General features: G+C 60.8%; 15 protein-coding genes. 10 read left to right on the top strand and 5 right to left on the bottom strand.

Annotation, left to right across the window (positions count from 1 at the left end):
• Positions 1-8 precede the first annotated feature (8 nt).
• The 4 genes from KKO72_RS03385 to KKO72_RS03370 all read left to right on the top strand — a co-directional run bounded on the left by KKO72_RS03385 (position 9) and on the right by KKO72_RS03370 (position 2,103).
• Positions 9-410, top strand: a complete 402-nt coding sequence (locus KKO72_RS03385; protein WP_214935445.1) for a GFA family protein — start codon at positions 9-11, stop codon at positions 408-410.
• Between the two features lie 75 nt (positions 411-485).
• Positions 486-800, top strand: a complete 315-nt coding sequence (locus KKO72_RS03380; protein WP_214935443.1) for a carboxymuconolactone decarboxylase family protein — start codon at positions 486-488, stop codon at positions 798-800.
• The gene (locus KKO72_RS03375; RefSeq protein WP_214935441.1) at positions 784-954 is read left to right on the top strand and encodes a hypothetical protein; all 171 of its coding nucleotides are present in this window, start codon (positions 784-786) and stop codon (positions 952-954) included. Before KKO72_RS03380 ends, KKO72_RS03375 begins: the two co-directional genes overlap by 17 nt.
• A 75-nt stretch (positions 955-1,029) precedes the next feature.
• Complete coding sequence (locus KKO72_RS03370) at positions 1,030-2,103, top strand: lipocalin-like domain-containing protein (protein ID WP_371736809.1); 1,074 nt, start codon at positions 1,030-1,032, stop codon at positions 2,101-2,103.
• Between the two features lie 51 nt (positions 2,104-2,154).
• Here KKO72_RS03370 and bchJ read toward each other — a convergent pair whose 3' ends face one another.
• From bchJ to KKO72_RS03355, 3 genes are all read right to left on the bottom strand, one after another.
• Positions 2,155-2,757 (bottom strand): bacteriochlorophyll 4-vinyl reductase, encoded by a 603-nt coding sequence (bchJ, locus tag KKO72_RS03365; RefSeq protein ID WP_214935439.1) that lies wholly within the window; start codon positions 2,755-2,757, stop codon positions 2,155-2,157.
• Positions 2,757-4,439 (bottom strand): magnesium-protoporphyrin IX monomethyl ester anaerobic oxidative cyclase, encoded by a 1,683-nt coding sequence (bchE, locus tag KKO72_RS03360; protein ID WP_078363816.1) that lies wholly within the window; start codon positions 4,437-4,439, stop codon positions 2,757-2,759. Before bchE ends, bchJ begins: the two co-directional genes overlap by 1 nt.
• Before the next feature lie 168 nt (positions 4,440-4,607).
• On the bottom strand, positions 4,608-5,084 hold the full coding sequence (locus tag KKO72_RS03355; RefSeq protein ID WP_214935437.1) for a type VI secretion system tube protein Hcp: 477 nt from the start codon (positions 5,082-5,084) through the stop codon (positions 4,608-4,610).
• A 221-nt stretch (positions 5,085-5,305) separates the two neighbouring features.
• On the opposite strand from KKO72_RS03355, the gene mutS reads away from it, so the two are divergent.
• From mutS to KKO72_RS03335, 4 genes are all read left to right on the top strand, one after another.
• Positions 5,306-7,924 (top strand): DNA mismatch repair protein MutS, encoded by a 2,619-nt coding sequence (gene mutS / locus KKO72_RS03350; RefSeq protein ID WP_214935435.1) that lies wholly within the window; start codon positions 5,306-5,308, stop codon positions 7,922-7,924.
• A 201-nt stretch (positions 7,925-8,125) separates the two neighbouring features.
• The gene (locus tag KKO72_RS03345) at positions 8,126-9,541 is read left to right on the top strand and encodes a cytochrome ubiquinol oxidase subunit I (protein WP_214935433.1); all 1,416 of its coding nucleotides are present in this window, start codon (positions 8,126-8,128) and stop codon (positions 9,539-9,541) included.
• A gap of 15 nt (positions 9,542-9,556) precedes the next feature.
• Positions 9,557-10,564 (top strand): cytochrome d ubiquinol oxidase subunit II, encoded by a 1,008-nt coding sequence (cydB, locus tag KKO72_RS03340; RefSeq protein WP_214935431.1) that lies wholly within the window; start codon positions 9,557-9,559, stop codon positions 10,562-10,564.
• Complete coding sequence (locus KKO72_RS03335; RefSeq protein ID WP_214935429.1) at positions 10,565-10,714, top strand: DUF2474 domain-containing protein; 150 nt, start codon at positions 10,565-10,567, stop codon at positions 10,712-10,714.
• Positions 10,715-10,771: 57 nt separating this feature from the next.
• On the opposite strand, the gene KKO72_RS03330 is transcribed toward KKO72_RS03335, so the two are convergent.
• On the bottom strand, positions 10,772-11,959 hold the full coding sequence (locus tag KKO72_RS03330) for a serine hydrolase (protein WP_214935427.1): 1,188 nt from the start codon (positions 11,957-11,959) through the stop codon (positions 10,772-10,774).
• Between the two features lie 228 nt (positions 11,960-12,187).
• On the bottom strand, positions 12,188-13,057 hold the full coding sequence (locus KKO72_RS03325; RefSeq protein WP_214935425.1) for an ion transporter: 870 nt from the start codon (positions 13,055-13,057) through the stop codon (positions 12,188-12,190).
• Between the two features lie 239 nt (positions 13,058-13,296).
• On the opposite strand from KKO72_RS03325, the gene KKO72_RS03320 reads away from it, so the two are divergent.
• Both KKO72_RS03320 and KKO72_RS03315 read left to right on the top strand, forming a co-directional pair.
• Positions 13,297-14,331 (top strand): amino acid ABC transporter substrate-binding protein, encoded by a 1,035-nt coding sequence (locus KKO72_RS03320; protein WP_214935423.1) that lies wholly within the window; start codon positions 13,297-13,299, stop codon positions 14,329-14,331.
• Positions 14,332-14,453: 122 nt separating this feature from the next.
• Positions 14,454-15,629, top strand: coding sequence for an amino acid ABC transporter permease (locus KKO72_RS03315; protein ID WP_214935421.1), 1,176 nt, complete (start codon positions 14,454-14,456; stop codon positions 15,627-15,629).
• Positions 15,630-15,638: the final 9 nt, after the last annotated feature.

Raw genomic sequence — 15,638 nt, 5'->3', positions numbered from 1 at the left:
GACAGACCATGATCAAACAGGTTGGCCCCACACACATTGAAGAGAAACACCTGGCATCCTGCCACTGCGGCGCCGTGGTTTTGCGCCTGCATCTGCCTGATGGCATTGTGAATCCGCGTCGTTGTGACTGCTCGATCTGCCGCCGAAAAGGCGCCATCGTGGCGTCTGTGCCCTTGTCAGGCATCGAAATTGTTCAAGGCCACGACAAGTTGCGTTTGTACGAGTTCAACACCAAAACAGCCAAACACTATTTCTGCTCTGTGTGCGGGATCTACACCCACCACCAGCGCCGATCCAACCCCAACGAGTACGGTTACAACGTGGGTTGTTTGGAAGGTGTCAATCCGTTTGATATCCAAGACGTGCCCACCAACGATGGGGTGAATCACCCCGCTGATCGGGTGCGCTAGCTGTTGCGTTGAGATGAGTCGACCCTTACACCAAACGTCATCGAGCCACAGGCACTTGGCACCCAAGGAACCCCAATGAGCATCTCAAAAGCATTCTCCGTATTCCTACAAGAAGCCCCAGCCCAGGCGCAGGCCTGGATGCAAATGGCACAGGCCCTGGATGAGGCCAGTGCTTTGGACAAGAAGACCGAGGAATTGGCCTACATTGCGGTCCTTGCCGCCACCGGCAACACCTCTGGTGTGCCATTCCATGTGCTCTCAGCCAAATCACAGGGGGCGTCACGGCAAGAAGTTCTGAGCGCCGTGCTGCTCGGCCTGCCAGCCGCCGGTGCCACGGTCATTGGTGCGTTACCTATTGCGCTGGAGGCCTACGATGGGCAAGATCAATAAGCTGTGGCATGAACAACACGCCATGCCCAAAAACCCCAGTCTGCAACAGCGTATCGACTGGCATGTGGCGCACAACAAAGAATGCCAGTGCCGCCCGATCCCGGCCGGTATTCTCAAAGCCCTTCAAGACCGGGCGCCGAAACCCGGCGCCTGAGACACCCGCTTGCACACCCCGACCTTCACGCCCCTGACCCGCCGCCAGTGGGTGGCAGCGACGCTGATTGCCCCGCTGTGGCACGGCCAGACGCAGGCGCAAAGCAGCGACCCCACTGCAGCGCCAGCGGTGCTGGTCAAGCGCCCGCTGCAGTTTCCACGTGACCTGGGTAGCCACCCGAACACGGACACCGAATGGTGGTATGTCACGGGTGAGCTGCAGGCGCAGGGCCGCTTATTTGGTTTTCAGCTGACGTTTTTCCGCTCGCGCGTGCCGAGCACACAGGCCATGCGCTCGGGTTTCGCCGCCAAGCAACTGCACTTTGCCCACGCGGCGGTCACCGATGTGACGGGTCAGCGCCTGTTACATGACCAGCGGATTGCCCGCAGCTCGGGTAACGCGCAAGTCGACTTGACCCAGGCCAGTGACACCGACACCGATGTCACCCTGCGCGATTGGTCGCTGCAGCGGCGTGGCAGCAGCTACCTGGCGCGTGCAAATGGAGAAGGTTTTGCCTTTGAGCTGAACCTACAGGAAACCCAGTCGCTGCTGCTGCAAGGTGATGCAGGCCTGTCGCGCAAAGGACCCGAGGCGAGTCAGGCCAGCTTTTATTACAGCCTGCCGCAGCTTCGTGTGAGTGGCCAGTTGACACTGGACGGCCAGCGCCAGGCGGTGATCGGGCGCGCCTGGCTGGACCATGAGTGGAGCCAGTCCATCATGGCGCCACAGGCGGTGGGCTGGGACTGGATCGGCATGAACCTCAACAATGGCAGCGCACTGACAGCCTTTCGCTTGCGCAACAAAACCGGTGGCACGGTGTGGGCCGGTGGCTCCTGGCGCGCCAAGGATGCCTTGGTGCCGGTGGTCTTTGGGCACGATCAGGTGAGTTTTGAGCCCATACGCCGCTGGACCAGCCCGGCCAGTGCCACAAGCTACCCGGTGGAATGGCGGGTGACCGTGCCCGGCGCCTCATCCACCCCCACGCACTTCACCGTACGCGCCTTGGTCGACGACCAGGAACTCGACAGCAGCCGCTCCACCGGTGCGATCTACTGGGAGGGTCTGAGTGACTTGCTGGATGCACAAGGCCAGCCGGTGGGTCGGGGTTATCTGGAGATGACAGGCTACGCCAAGCCACTGAGCCTGTGAGTCAGATCTGATTTATGAAGCCATTAGCCCAGACTACACAAGGGCTAGAGCCTATTTCCAGCGCAACTCAAAACGGCACACATCGTCGCCCTTGGCTTCACAAGCGGTCTCTTCGACTTGGGTGTTGGGGTGCACCAGCACCTGGAACAGGCGCTCGAAGGTGGCGGAATAAAAGTCACACACAGGCACATCGGTACGAACATCGCGGCACAGCGGGTTGTTGCGAATCGTCAGCACCACCGTCTGCCCCACCTCGTAGCTGAACTGGCCACTGCCCGCAAAGGTCCAGCTGTGGCCTCCGATGGTTTTCAGCAGCAGACGCGCCGAGGCCGCAGCAGGCAGCGCCTTGAACACCACTTGCGCGGCCTTGGGGATGCGGTTGGCCAACAGGTAGTCGGCGGTTTTGAGGCCAGCCTTCCAGGTGATGTCGGCACAGGTGGGCTGCCCCAACTGCTCACGCAAGACCTGGTGCAAGCGCCACACCTCGGTCTCGTTGACCATTTTTTCGGGCAGTTGATCGAGATAGTGCCCCAGCCGGGCCTGCACAAACAGACCAGCCGTGACATCCTGCCCGAAGGCCTCGCGCAGGGTCTCCAACACACGAATGATGGCGTTGGGCCCAATGCGGCCCGCCACGCCGTCGACTGCACCCATCAAGCTCTGGCCATTTCTTCTTCGGTCATTTGCTCTTTACCACCACCACAGGCCGATACCGGCATTGCAGCGGCTGCGGCGGCTTGTGCGGCAATGGCTTCTGCGGCGATGTCCTCGCCCTTCTTGCGGCGCATCTCGATCTTGGGGCCGTGCATGGTGATCCAGCCTTCGTCGGCCTTGGCCACCAAAGCGGCATCGGGGCGTTCGTGGCGCACACCTTGGTCAAACTTGAAGTCGACCTTTTTCTTGCTCTGCGGGCCCCAGTAACCGACCCGACCCAGGTCATAGAACTTGCGCTCAAAACCGCTCTTCAAGAACGCTTTCAGGCAACCCATCAGGTACTTTCGGCGCACCGGGTCGCGCGTCCATGGGTACTGGAAGAAGGTCTTGTTCATGAAGAACCGGCGGTAGTTGTTCATCACCCGGTCCAGCAGCTCACCACGGTCCATGGCGGTGGGTTTCATGATCGGGGTGACGAAGTTGTACTTCTCGTAGTCAAACACCTCGACCTTGTCGCCCAGTTCCTGGAACAGGTCGGAGAACGGCCACGGGGTGTACATCGCCCAGTTGGCCATGTCGGGGTTCCAGTCACGCGTCATGCGGTAGGTTTCCTCAATGGTCTCGGCGGTTTCGTTCTCCAGACCCACGATGAACTGCGCTTCGGTCACGATGCCGGCTTCACGCAGCAGGCGGATGGCCTTCTTGTTCTGCTCAATCGTGGTCTCTTTGTTGAACAAATCGAGCTTGAGCTGGGCGGCGGCTTCGGTACCCAGCGACACGTGGATCAAGCCAGCCTTGCGGTACAACGGCAGCAGTTTTTCGTCACGCAGGATGTCAGTCACGCGGGTGTTGATGCCCCACAACACCGGCAGCTTGCGCTCGACCAGTTCTTCGCAGAACTGGATGAACTTCTTGCGGTGGATGGTGGGCTCTTCGTCGGCCAGGATGAAGAAGCCAACCTTGTGGTTCTTGACCAGGTCCTCGATCTCGTCGACCACTTTTTTCGGGTCGCGGATGCGATAGTCGCGCCAGAACTTCCACTGGCTGCAGAAACTGCAGGTGAACGGGCAGCCGCGCGCAAAGTTGGGGATCGCCACCCGCACATTCATTGGGGTGTAGATGTATTTGCTCCAGTCCAGGATGCCCCAGTCTGGTGTGATGGTGTCCAGGTCGGCAATCGGTGGCTCGGCCGGAGTGGCCACAATCTTGCCCTCGTCGTTGCGGTAGGCAATGCCTTTGACAGCGTCCCGGTTTTGCATGAAGTCACCGGCATCCACCGCTTTCACCAGGTTCAGGAACACCTGTTCACCTTCACCACGCACAATCGCATCAATCCAGGGCGACTCACCGAGCACCTGCGAGAACATGAAGGTGGCATGGATACCACCCAGCACGGTCACGATGTTCGGGTTGACCTCCTTCACCACCTGCAACAGGCGCTGTGCCTTGTAGATCGACGGGGTGATGGCCGTGCAGCCAACGATGTCGGGCTTGATCTCGGCAAACTTCTGGCGCATGGCGTCTTCACTCAGGTCCAGCGTCATGGCATCAACAAACACCACATCGGTATAACCGCCTGCCTTGAGGTAACCAGTCAGGTAAGCCACCCATGCTGGAGGCCACGTGCCGGCAATTTCAGCACCACCCGAGTGGTAATTGGGGTGAACGAGCATTACGCGCATAACTTTTCCAGTAAGTTGTAGGACCAGGCTACTGTGCCTAGGCTGCTGTTTTGTGACATTGATGAATGTCAACTTTTGTTGACATTCTGCGGCATTTTGACGTGCATCAACACTTTGAGCAAGGGGTACTGTCCGGGGCAGATGACACCCCGATGGGCAGCGCGACCGTCAGCGGACTTGGGCACTCGCCACGTCCCAGCCGAACTTCACATCACCACCCAAGCCACCTTTGCCATCCTGGGGTTTGTAGGCAAATTCGATGTCGCGGTAGGTCAGCGTGACAGCTTCGGTGATCTCTCCACCATCCGCGCAGGAGGGCTGTACGCTAGTGACTTGCGCGTCCTTCAGGTTCACTTGCAGGAAATCCTTTTGGCCTTCACCCGCCTTGCGGGACGTCAGAACCACCGTCTTGAAGAGTTTGCCCGCCGCACAGTGTTTGGCCAGCAGGGGGGATGCCTTGTCATAGAGATGCACAAAACTCAAGGGCTCCGCCACCGTTTTGCCCTTGCTGGTGCTGGTGCCGCCCACCTGCCCGGCGGTGGCAATGCCCCAGTTCCAGGACAAGACTTCAACCTCCCCCTTGTGGTCCTTGTTGCTTGACTCACCCTCGACACCGTCAAACTTGATAAAACAATCGATGGCCATCGTGTGCTCCTTGGTCAGTGAAAAAACCGGTGATGCAAGTGGGGATTGGCGGGTATGAGGTGGCGCCAAGCAGCTTGGTCCGTTTGCCGGTCCCTTTTTGGCGCGAGTATAGGAAGCAGCTTGGAGAAGCGTCAACGCCGTCACGCCCAGCGGTGCAAGCGGTGTTGAGCCGCCCGACCGCACCCCATAAGGCCGATGTGAAGTTGCTAGACTTCCCCCCAATGACCGATCACACCCTGCCACACACACCGATGATGACCCAGTACCTGGGCCTCAAAGCGGATCACCCCCACACCCTGCTGTTTTACCGCATGGGGGACTTTTACGAACTGTTTTATGCCGACGCCGAAAAGGCCGCGCGCCTGCTCAACATCACCCTGACGCAGCGCGGCCAGAGCGCCGGGCAGCCGGTGGTGATGGCTGGGGTGCCGTTCCACTCGGTCGAGACCTATCTGGCGCGCCTGATCAAACTCGGAGAGTCGGTGGCGATTTGTGAGCAGGTCGGCGATCCGGCCACAGCCAAAGGTCCGGTTGAGCGCAAGGTGGTGCGGGTGGTCACGCCCGGAACGCTGACCGATCTGGAGTTGCTCAACGACAAAACCGAGGCGCTGCTGCTGTCTGTGCACCAGGGTCCGCGCAACAGCTGCGGCCTGGCCTGGCTCAGCGTGACCCAAGGCGTGGTGCATCTGGCCGAATGTGCGGTAGATGACCTGGCCAACTGGGTGTTACGTGTCGGCCCGGGTGAGCTGATCTTCAGCGCCGGTGCCACACCTGCGTTTGAGGCACGGCTGCGCGCGATTCCTGTGATGACGCCGCTGTCGATCTCGGTGCGACCCGACTGGCAGTTTGACACCGGCCTGGGCCAACGCACCCTCACCCAACACCTCAACACCACCAGCCTGGCGCCCTGGCAGGCACAGGAACTGGTGCTGGCGCAGGCAGCAGCCGCCGCGCTGCTGAGCTACACCGAACACACCCAGGGCCGGGCACTCACCCACATCCACAGCGTGCAGGTGCAGCGCGAGGGCGATGTAATCGACCTGCCACCCACCACCCGGCGCAACCTGGAACTGGTGCAGACGCTGCGCGGCGAGGACTCGCCCACGCTGTTCTCCCTGCTCGACACCTGCCAGACCGGCATGGGCAGCCGTTTGCTCAAAAGCTGGTTGCTCTCACCCCGGCGTGACCGCAGCGAAGCGATACAACGCCACCGCGCGATCGAGGCCCTGCGCAGCGGCCCAACCCTGTCAGCCGGTGCTGGTCCGTGGGACAAACTGCGCCAGCAGCTCAAAGGCAGCACCGATGTGCAACGCATCACCGCACGCATTGCACTGCGCCAGGTGCGCCCGCGTGAGCTGGTGGGTTTGCAGGTCACGCTTCAAAAAACAGAGCTACTCGCCCCCGTTATACGAGGGCTAGAGGCCTATTTGACCCACATCGCTGAAAACCTGCTGCCCCCCGATGGTTGCGCCGAGTTGTTGCGCGCCGCCATCGATACTGAGCCCGCCGCGCTGGTGCGCGACGGCGGGGTGATCGCCAGTGGCTTTGATACTGAACTGGACGAGTTACGCGCCATTCAGACCAACTGCGACGGCTTTTTGCTCGATCTGGAAACCCGCGAACGCGCGCGCACCGGCATCAGCAACCTGCGCGTGCAGTTCAACAAGGTGCATGGCTTTTTCATCGAAGTCACGCAAGGCCAGGCCAGCAAGGTGCCCGACGACTACCGCCGCCGCCAGACCCTGAAAAACGCCGAGCGTTTTATCACCCCCGAACTCAAAGCCTTTGAAGACAAGGCCCTGAGTGCACAAGAGCGTGCCCTGGCCCGTGAAAAATGGCTCTACGACCAGCTGCTGGACCAATTACAGGCTTATGTGCCCGCCCTCACCCGCCTGGCCGACGCACTGGCCACGCTGGACGCCCTGTGTGCGCTGGCCGAACGCAGCTTGACCCTGGACTGGTGCGCGCCGCAGTTTGTCAAAGAGCCGTGTATCGACATCGACGCTGGCCGCCACCCGGTGGTGCAGGCGCGCCTGGCTGAACTGAGTTCGGGCGCTTTTATTGCCAACGACACCCGGCTAAGCGTGAAGCAGCGCATGCAGATCATCACCGGACCCAACATGGGTGGTAAATCGACCTACATGCGTCAGATTGCGGTGATTGTGCTGCTGGCCAGCATGGGCAGTTATGTCCCGGCAAGCGCCTGCCGCCTCGGGCCGATTGACGCCATCCACACCCGCATTGGCGCGGCCGACGATCTGGCCAACGCGCAGTCCACCTTCATGCTGGAGATGCTGGAGGCTGCACAAATCCTCAACGCCGCCACACCCAACTCGCTGGTGCTGATGGACGAGATTGGCCGTGGCACCAGCACCTTCGACGGCCTGGCGTTGGCGTCAGCGATTGCCACCCAGTTACACGACAAAACCCAGGCCTACACCCTGTTTGCGACCCACTACTTTGAGCTGACCGAGTTCCCGGCCAACCACCACGCGGCCATCAACGTGCATGTGAGCGCGGCCGAGAGTGGCCGCGACATCGTGTTCCTGCACGAGATCCAGCCGGGGCCAGCCAGCAAAAGTTACGGTATCCAGGTGGCACGGCTGGCGGGCATGCCCGCTGCGGTGGTCAACCATGCCCGCCACACCCTCGAAGCGCTGGAGGCACAGGCCAGCCAGCACCAGGCTCAGGTGGACTTGTTTGCGGCGCCAGTTGCTACAGAGGTCGTAGCTGAAAGCCCAGTCGAAGCCTGGGCCAGAGCCCTCAATCCTGATGATTTGAGCCCGCGTGAGGCGCTGGAGGCGCTCTACCAGCTCAAGAAGCTGAGCGTTCAGGGATAAATCTGGCCCACAGCGCCAGCCAGCAAGCGCCTGCCCCTGGTGCGGGGCGGGCCCACTTGCACAACACGCCCCAATAACCATACGCGCCCCGTCCGTATGGCGCGGGCCTGGCCCAGAAAATGACCCTTTGGGTAAGAATCCTCTGGCGCGCCGACTGCATCCTTGGTCGAGATGCGATTCTCACCATCGTCAAACCTCACCATGTTCAACCTCACCGCCCTCGAACTGGCGCGAATTCAGTTCGGATTCACGATCACCTTCCACATCATCTTTCCCGCCATCACCATTGGCCTGGCGGCCTACCTCGCCGTGCTCGAAGCCTTGTGGCTCAAGAAACAGGACATGGTCTACAAAACCCTGTACCACTTCTGGTCCAAGATCTTCGCTGTGAACTTTGCGATGGGGGTAGTGTCTGGCCTGGTGATGGCCTACCAGTTTGGCACCAACTGGAGCCAATACTCCGAGTTTGCGGGCAGTGTCACTGGGCCGCTGTTGACCTATGAGGTCTTGACGGCGTTTTTTCTGGAAGCCGGTTTTCTGGGCGTGATGTTGTTCGGCTGGAACAAGGTGGGGCCACGCCTGCACTTCTTCGCCACCATCATGGTGGCGCTTGGCACGCTGGTCTCGGCGACCTGGATTCTGGCGTCCAACAGCTGGATGCAGACACCGCAGGGGCACGAAATCATCAACGGCGTGGTGGTGCCGGTGGATTGGCTGGCGATCATCTTCAACCCGTCCTTTCCGTATCGACTCACCCACATGGTGGTGGCGGCATTCATCTCGACCGCGCTGCTGGTTGCCGCGTCGGGTGCCTGGCACCTGCTCAAGGGCAACCACAAGCCGGAAATCAAGAAGATGTTCTCCATGGCCTTGTGGATGCTGCTGTTCGCGGCGCCGCTGCAAGTCGTTGTGGGTGATGCCCACGGCCTGAACACCCTCAAACACCAGCCAGCCAAGATCGCGGCCATGGAAGGTCATTGGGAGAACACACCGGGTGAGGGTGTGCCGCTGGTGTTATTCGGCTGGCCGGACATGGCGGCCGAGACCACCCGCTACAAGATTGAAATCCCGAACCTGGGTGGCTTGATCCTGACCCACGACTGGCACGGTCAGTACCCGGGTTTGAAAGAGTTCCCCCGCGAAGACCGTCCCAACGCCACCGTGGTGTTCTGGACCTTTCGTGTGATGGTGGGGTTGGGTGTCCTGATGATTGTGCTGGCACTCTGGGGAGCCTGGTCACATTGGCGCCAACGTGTTTATGCGTCGCGCGCACTGTGGCGCTTTGCGCTGCTGATGGGGCCGTCCGGCGTGGTGGCCATGCTGGCGGGCTGGTACACCACGGAAATCGGCAGACAACCCTGGGTGGTCTACGGACTGATGCGCACGGCGGATGCGGTGTCCAAGCACTCCGCAATGACGCTGAGTATCAGCCTGCTGGTGCTGGTGATTGTGTACATCGCTGTGTTCGGCGCGGGAGTGGCGTACCTGCTCAAACTCATCGGACAAGGCCCGGACGTGCACGAGCCCCCTCCCGACGGGGACGCGCTGGACCAACGGCCTGCACGGCCGCTGTCGGCCGCCACGCCGCCTGCGCAACCACCCATCACCACGGTCTGACCAAGGAAGCACAACATGGGTATCGATCTTCCCCTGATCTGGCTGCTGATCATCGGCTTTGGCGTGATGATGTATGTGATCGCCGACGGTTTCGACCTCGGGATCGGGATTCTCTTTCCGCTCGTCACAGACCGCAGCCACCGCGACGCGATGGTCAACACCGTGGCGCCGGTCTGGGACGGCAACGAAACCTGGCTGGTGCTGGGTGGCGCTGCGCTCATGGCGGCTTTTCCCAAGGCCTACGCTATTCTGCTCAGCGCGTTTTATGTGCCCCTCATCCTCATGCTGCTCGGCTTGATCTGGCGCGGCGTGTCTTTCGAGTTCCGTTTCAAGGCCGACGAGACCCACAAACCCTTCTGGGACAAAGCCTTCATGCTGGGCTCGTTCGTGACGGCCTTCTGCCAAGGCGCCATCCTCGGGGCCTTTATCAGCGGCATCGAGATCGTCAACGGCAGCGCTGTGTATGGGGTCATGGACTGGTTGACACCATTTTCGGTCTTCACGGGCTTTGGGGTTGTGATCGCCTATGCGCTCTTGGGATCAACCTGGCTCATTCTCAAAACCGAAGGTGATTTACAACGACAAATGATCCAGATCACCAAACCCGCCACGTTCGCCTTGTTGGCGGCCATCGCCACGGCCTCGATTTGGACTCCTTTGGCACACCCAGCCATTGCGGGGCGCTGGTTCAGCCAACCCAACATCTGGTTTTTTGTGCCGGTGCCTGTTCTGGTCGCGCTGGCCACTTATTACATTCTGAACACACTCGACAACGACCCGCACGCGGGCCCGTTCATCTGGTCGCTGCTGCTGATTTTTTTGGGTTACAGCGGGTTTGTGATCAGCATCTGGCCCAACATCGTGCCCCCGTCCCTGTCGATCTGGGCGGCAGCCGCGCCGCCGCAAAGCATGGGCTTCGCCTTGGTGGGGGCGCTGCTGATCATCCCGATGATTCTTGGTTATTCCGCCTGGGCTTATTACGTGTTTCGGGGCAAAGTCAAGGTGGGTGAGGGGTACCACTGAATGGCGAATCCGCCCACACCCACCCAAGCTCGTGAAACCCTGCGACGGGTCGGCTGGCTGATTCTGATCTGGGCCTGCAGTGTTGCAGCGCTAGGTGTTGTTGCGCTGGGTATGCGCCTGCTCATGAGCTGGGCGGGCATGACGCGTTGAGCCAGCGCAGCGCTGTGTGCTGAGGCACCGGGCAGCGGTGCCCTCCCCGGCCACAGCTCAGTCCAGCAACGCCGCGTAGACCATGTCGCGGAACAACATGCGGTAGTACTCGCGCTGGTTCGGTGCCTGCAACATCAGGCAAGCAAAGAGATCGAGCGCCGGGTCGACAAAAAACGAGGTGCCTGCCAACCCGCCCCAGAAATAGGTGCCGACCGAGCCCGGCACCGGCGCCACACCCAGGTGTTTGCGCACCGCAAAACCCAAACCAAAACCGTGTCCGGCGGGCAGCAGCGCGCGCGAGCCACCCGGCGCCAGCGGTATCTCGCCCAGGTGGTCGGTGGTCATGAAGTCCACCGTGCGTGGCCCCAGCAGGCGCACACCGTGGAGTTCACCGCGGTTCAGCAAAAACTGCAAAAAACGTGCGTAGTCCTGCGCGGTGGATATCAGGCCACCACCACCCGATGCCAGCGTCGCGTCGGTGCGCACGTCAATCACCTTCATCTGCAGGCCACCGTCGGGGTCGCGGGCAAAGGGTTCGGCAATGTGGCCGTGGAATTCGGGCGGCACAGTGAACGCGGTGTTGGGCATGTGCAGCGGCTCAAACAGCTGCTCTTGCAAAAACTGCTGCAAAGGCTGTGCGCTGATCACCTCGATGACCCGGCCCAGCACATCGGTGGCGCGGCTGTATTCAAACACCTGGCCGGGCTGGTACATCAGCGGCAGCGCGGCGAGCTGTTGGGTGAAATCGGCCAGGCTGCGATCGCGTGAACCCAAACGCAGCTGGGCGTACTGGCGTTGCACCGGGCCGCTACCGAGGAACTCATAGGTCAGGCCGGCAGTGTGGCGCAGCAGGTCGTGCACCGTGGCGTCACGCATCACCGGCTGCAGCTCGGTGGCCTCACCGTTCATCGCCACGTTTTGCTGTGCAAATTCGGGCAGGTATTTGGCCACCGGGTCGGCCAGCAGCAAGCGTCCCTGCTCCACCAGCATCATCGCTGCCACCGACACAATCGGTTTGGTCATCGAGTAGATGCGAAAACGCGCATCGTTGTGCATGGCTTCGCCAGTGCGCGGGTTGAGCTGGCCCACGCTGTCCATCAAGGCCAGCTTGCCGTGGCGCGCCACCACGGCCACCGCGCCGGGCAGACGTTGGTCAGCCACCTCACGCTGCAACACAGCCATCAGGCGCGCCAAGCGCTCGCTGCTCAGGCCCACTTTTTCGGGAGAAACAGGTTGTAGAGTCATATCAAAAATATAGCTTTAAGCCCTTTATACATCAGGGCTAGAGGTCAAAATAGCATAAAAACAATAGCCTGTACCACACCTCCTGGCCATCCACCTAGGGCATACCACGACCACCGGGCCAATTGCACCACCGTGGTGCAATTGAATGACTACGGGGTGCTGCTGCACTCCAGGCCATGCTAACGCAGCCAAGTGTCTTGACAGCACAGTGGTGTTGGAGAGGCCGGGTCAATCCTGCGCCGCGCCATCATGCTCATAACGGGGCAGGCTGGCACCACAGTTACGGCAATAGCGAGCGTCGGGCATGTGGCCCTCGGTCAGGCACACATGGCAGGTGCGGGTGGTGGTGGCCGCGCGGCGCGCGTAGGTCATCTCGGCGGTGACGATGCCGGTGGGCACCGCCAGTGTGCCCCAGCCCAGCAACATCATCAGCGAGGCAATCAGCCGCCCCAGATCGGTCTTGGGCGTGATGTCACCAAAACCCACGGTGGTCATGGTGGTGATGGCCCAGTAAACCGCAGTGGGGATGCTGGTGAAGCCATTGGCCGGGCCCTCCACCACATACATCAGGGTGCCAATCACCAGCACAATCATCAGCACCGCCGCCAGAAACACCGCAATCTTGCGGCGACTTGCCCGCAGGGCCTGGCCAATCGCCTGGTACTCGGAGACATAGGCGGTGAGTTTGAAGATCCGGAACACCCGCAACAAACGCAGGATGCGCACATCAATCAGTGCACCCACCTCGGGCACCAGCAGGGCCAGGTAGGTGGGCAGCAGCGCCAGCAAGTCGATCACCCCGTAAAAACTGAACACATAACGCCAGGGATGGCGCACACAGGCCAGCCGCGCCAGGTACTCCACCGTGAAGATCAGGGTGAAAAACCACTCGGCAGGGGTGAACAGGTGGTGGTAAGCCAGATGGATGCTGTGGACGCTGTCAGCCACCACCACTGCCACGCTGGTCAGGATGACAGCAATCAGCACCTGGTCAAACAGCCGTCCGGCACGGGTGTCGGCCTCAAAAATGATGGTGTAGAGCCGCAGCCGCCAGCCTTCCAGTGGTTTACCCAGGATTTCTGCTTTGGATGAGGGCACGGTTTACCTTGTGGTGGTTGCGAAAACGCCGATTTTGCACTGCCTGAACCCACCGCCCCACATGGCACGCTTACTGCTTGTTAGACCGTCATCAGTCAGGGTGTGAATCACCTCTACTTGCTGGTTTGCTCACGTAAACCCGGATGCCTTTCGAAATATGCACTGATAGAGTGCATCGCTTGGCGGCAAAGTGGGGCGCGCCTTCTGAAACCCTTTTTATCAACCGGAGATCTTCACCTATGCGTATCAGCACTGTAAAAACACTGGCAGTGATTGCCACAGCCATCGGCACGTTGACAGCCCTCCCCGCGCATGCGGGCAAAACACTGGACAGCATCAAGGCCCGTGGACAGGTGATCTGCGGCTCCAACACCGGCCTGGCAGGTTTTGGCGCTGCGGACTCCACCGGCAAGTGGACCGGTCTGGATGTGGATGTGTGTCGCGCTGTGGCGGCTGCGGTGCTGGGTGACGCAGAAAAGGTGAAATACGTGCCGCTGAACGCACAACAGCGCTTCACCGCGCTGCAGTCCGGCGAAGTGGACGTGTTGTCACGCAACACCACCTTCACCCTGACACGCGATGCCTCCCTGGGCCTGAACCTGACCGCCGTGACCTACTACGACGGCCAGGGTTTCATGGTGCCGGTCAAGAGCAAGATCAAGAGCGCCGCCCAGCTCAAGGGCCAGACCGTGTGTGTGCAGTCTGGCACCACCACCGAAAAGAACCTGACCGACTACTCCAAGGCCAAGGGCCTGGGCATCAAGCCGGTGGTGTTTGAACAGCTCGAAGCCGCTGAAAACGCCTATTTCACTGGCCGTTGCATCGCCTACACCACCGACGCCTCTGGCCTGGCATCCACCCGCAACAAGGTGGCCAAGGTGCCGGCAGACCACATCATCCTGCCCGAGCTGATTTCCAAGGAACCCCTGGGCCCGATGGTGCGCCGCGGTGACGACGAGTGGTATGCCATTGTGAAGTGGGTGATTTATGGCCTGCTCGAAGCCGAAGAGTACGGTATCACCCAAGCCAACGTAGACTCGCTCAAGACCAGCAGCACTGACCCGGTGGTCAAGCGTATCCTAGGCACCTCGGAAGACACCGGCAAACTGCTGGGCCTGGACAAGGAATGGATGGCCCGTGCGATCAAGGCCACCGGCAACTACGGTGAAATTTTTGAGCGCAATGTCGGCCCCAAATCGGCCCTGGGCTTGCCCCGTGGTGTCAACAACCAGTGGAACAAAGGCGGCTTGATGTACGCTTTCCCGGTTCGCTGATCGACTGTCTGTCACGCTGCGCCGCTTGATGTCGCACCTGCGATGCCTGCGGCGCATTTTTTTAGGCATTCCCTACCTGCCACACGTGGCTTCCATTCCAAGGCCTGCGGGCAAGAAGCACCATGAGTTCTGACACCCCTCCCTCTCACCACCGCTGGTCGTGGCGCAGCCAGGCGTTTCGCGGCATCGTCTACCAGGTGCTGGCCATTGTGGCCATTGTGGCTGTGGTCTGGTTCCTGGCCCACAACACCTTGGTCAACATGCGGGTGCGCGGCATCCAGAGTGGTTTTGATTTTCTGAGCCAGGCCGCCGGTTTTGACATCGGTGAAAGCCTGTACCCCTTTGACTCCGAACAACCCTATTGGCAGGCGTTTCTGGTGGGTGTGACCAATACCCTGCGGGTGGCCATTGTGGGCATCATCCTGTCGACTCTGCTGGGCACCTTGCTGGGTATTGGGCGGTTCTCACGCAACGCACTGGTGCGTGGGGTCTGCCTGTCGTATGTGGAAGCCTTTCGCAACATCCCGGTGCTGCTGCAATTGCTGATGTGGTACGTGATCCTGACCGAGGTCTTGCCCTCGGCAGACGTGGCCTGGCAAGTTGGCGACTTCTTTTTGTCCAAGGGTGGTTTGAACTACCCGATCCCAGTGTGGGCGGCTGGCCAACTGTGGGCGGCCTTTGGTCTGCTGGCCGGGGTGGCGCTGGTGCTGCTGTACCGGTGCTGGGCCAAGCGCCAGTTTGAAACCACGGGGCAATTGCGCAGTGCGTTCTGGGTGCCGGTGCTGATCTTGGTCGCCTGCAGCCTGGCGGGCTGGGCCTTGGGTGGTGCACCCACCGAACTGAACCGCCCTGTCAAGGGGGATTTTGCGATTGAGAATGGTGGTGCCCTGACACCCGAATTTCTGGCGGTGCTGATTGGCCTGACGCTCTACACCGCGTCCTTCATTGCCGAGGTGGTGCGCGGAGGCATTGCCTCGGTGCCACGCGGCCAGGGTGAAGCGGCCTCGGCACTGGGTCTGTCGCAGCAACAGGAAATGCGCCTGGTGATGCTGCCGCAGGCGCTGCGGGTCATCATCCCGCCGCTGACCAACCAGTACCTGAACCTGACCAAAAATTCCTCGCTGGCCGTGGCCATTGGTTACCCCGATGTGGTGTCGATTGCCAACACCGCGCTGAACCAGACCGGCCGCGCGGTGGAATGTATCTCGCTGGTGATGCTGGTGTACCTGATCACCTCGCTGGGTACCTCGCTGCTGATGGGCTGGTACAACAGCCGCGCGGCGATCAAAGAGCGTTGAACAGGACGA

The organism is Rhodoferax sp. U11-2br (genome assembly GCF_018619435.1).
In the GTDB taxonomy this organism is placed as follows: Bacteria; Pseudomonadota; Gammaproteobacteria; order Burkholderiales; family Burkholderiaceae_C; genus Rhodoferax.
The sequence above is the reverse complement of the archived record's forward strand: the minus strand, read 5'-3'. Positions and strand labels throughout refer to the sequence as shown.

Coding starts and splice junctions, on each gene's coding strand:
- KKO72_RS03315 (WP_214935421.1), top strand. CDS start 14,454: ATGAGTTCTGACACCCCTCCCTCTCACCACCGCTGGTCGTGGCGCAGC.
- bchE (WP_078363816.1), bottom strand. CDS start 4,439: ATGCGCGTAATGCTCGTTCACCCCAATTACCACTCGGGTGGTGCTGAA.
- KKO72_RS03335 (WP_214935429.1), top strand. CDS start 10,565: ATGGCGAATCCGCCCACACCCACCCAAGCTCGTGAAACCCTGCGACGG.
- KKO72_RS03330 (WP_214935427.1), bottom strand. CDS start 11,959: ATGACTCTACAACCTGTTTCTCCCGAAAAAGTGGGCCTGAGCAGCGAG.
- KKO72_RS03385 (WP_214935445.1), top strand. CDS start 9: ATGATCAAACAGGTTGGCCCCACACACATTGAAGAGAAACACCTGGCA.
- KKO72_RS03320 (WP_214935423.1), top strand. CDS start 13,297: ATGCGTATCAGCACTGTAAAAACACTGGCAGTGATTGCCACAGCCATC.
- mutS (WP_214935435.1), top strand. CDS start 5,306: ATGACCGATCACACCCTGCCACACACACCGATGATGACCCAGTACCTG.
- cydB (WP_214935431.1), top strand. CDS start 9,557: ATGGGTATCGATCTTCCCCTGATCTGGCTGCTGATCATCGGCTTTGGC.
- KKO72_RS03380 (WP_214935443.1), top strand. CDS start 486: ATGAGCATCTCAAAAGCATTCTCCGTATTCCTACAAGAAGCCCCAGCC.
- KKO72_RS03355 (WP_214935437.1), bottom strand. CDS start 5,084: ATGGCCATCGATTGTTTTATCAAGTTTGACGGTGTCGAGGGTGAGTCA.
- KKO72_RS03375 (WP_214935441.1), top strand. CDS start 784: ATGGGCAAGATCAATAAGCTGTGGCATGAACAACACGCCATGCCCAAA.
- bchJ (WP_214935439.1), bottom strand. CDS start 2,757: ATGGGTGCAGTCGACGGCGTGGCGGGCCGCATTGGGCCCAACGCCATC.
- KKO72_RS03345 (WP_214935433.1), top strand. CDS start 8,126: ATGTTCAACCTCACCGCCCTCGAACTGGCGCGAATTCAGTTCGGATTC.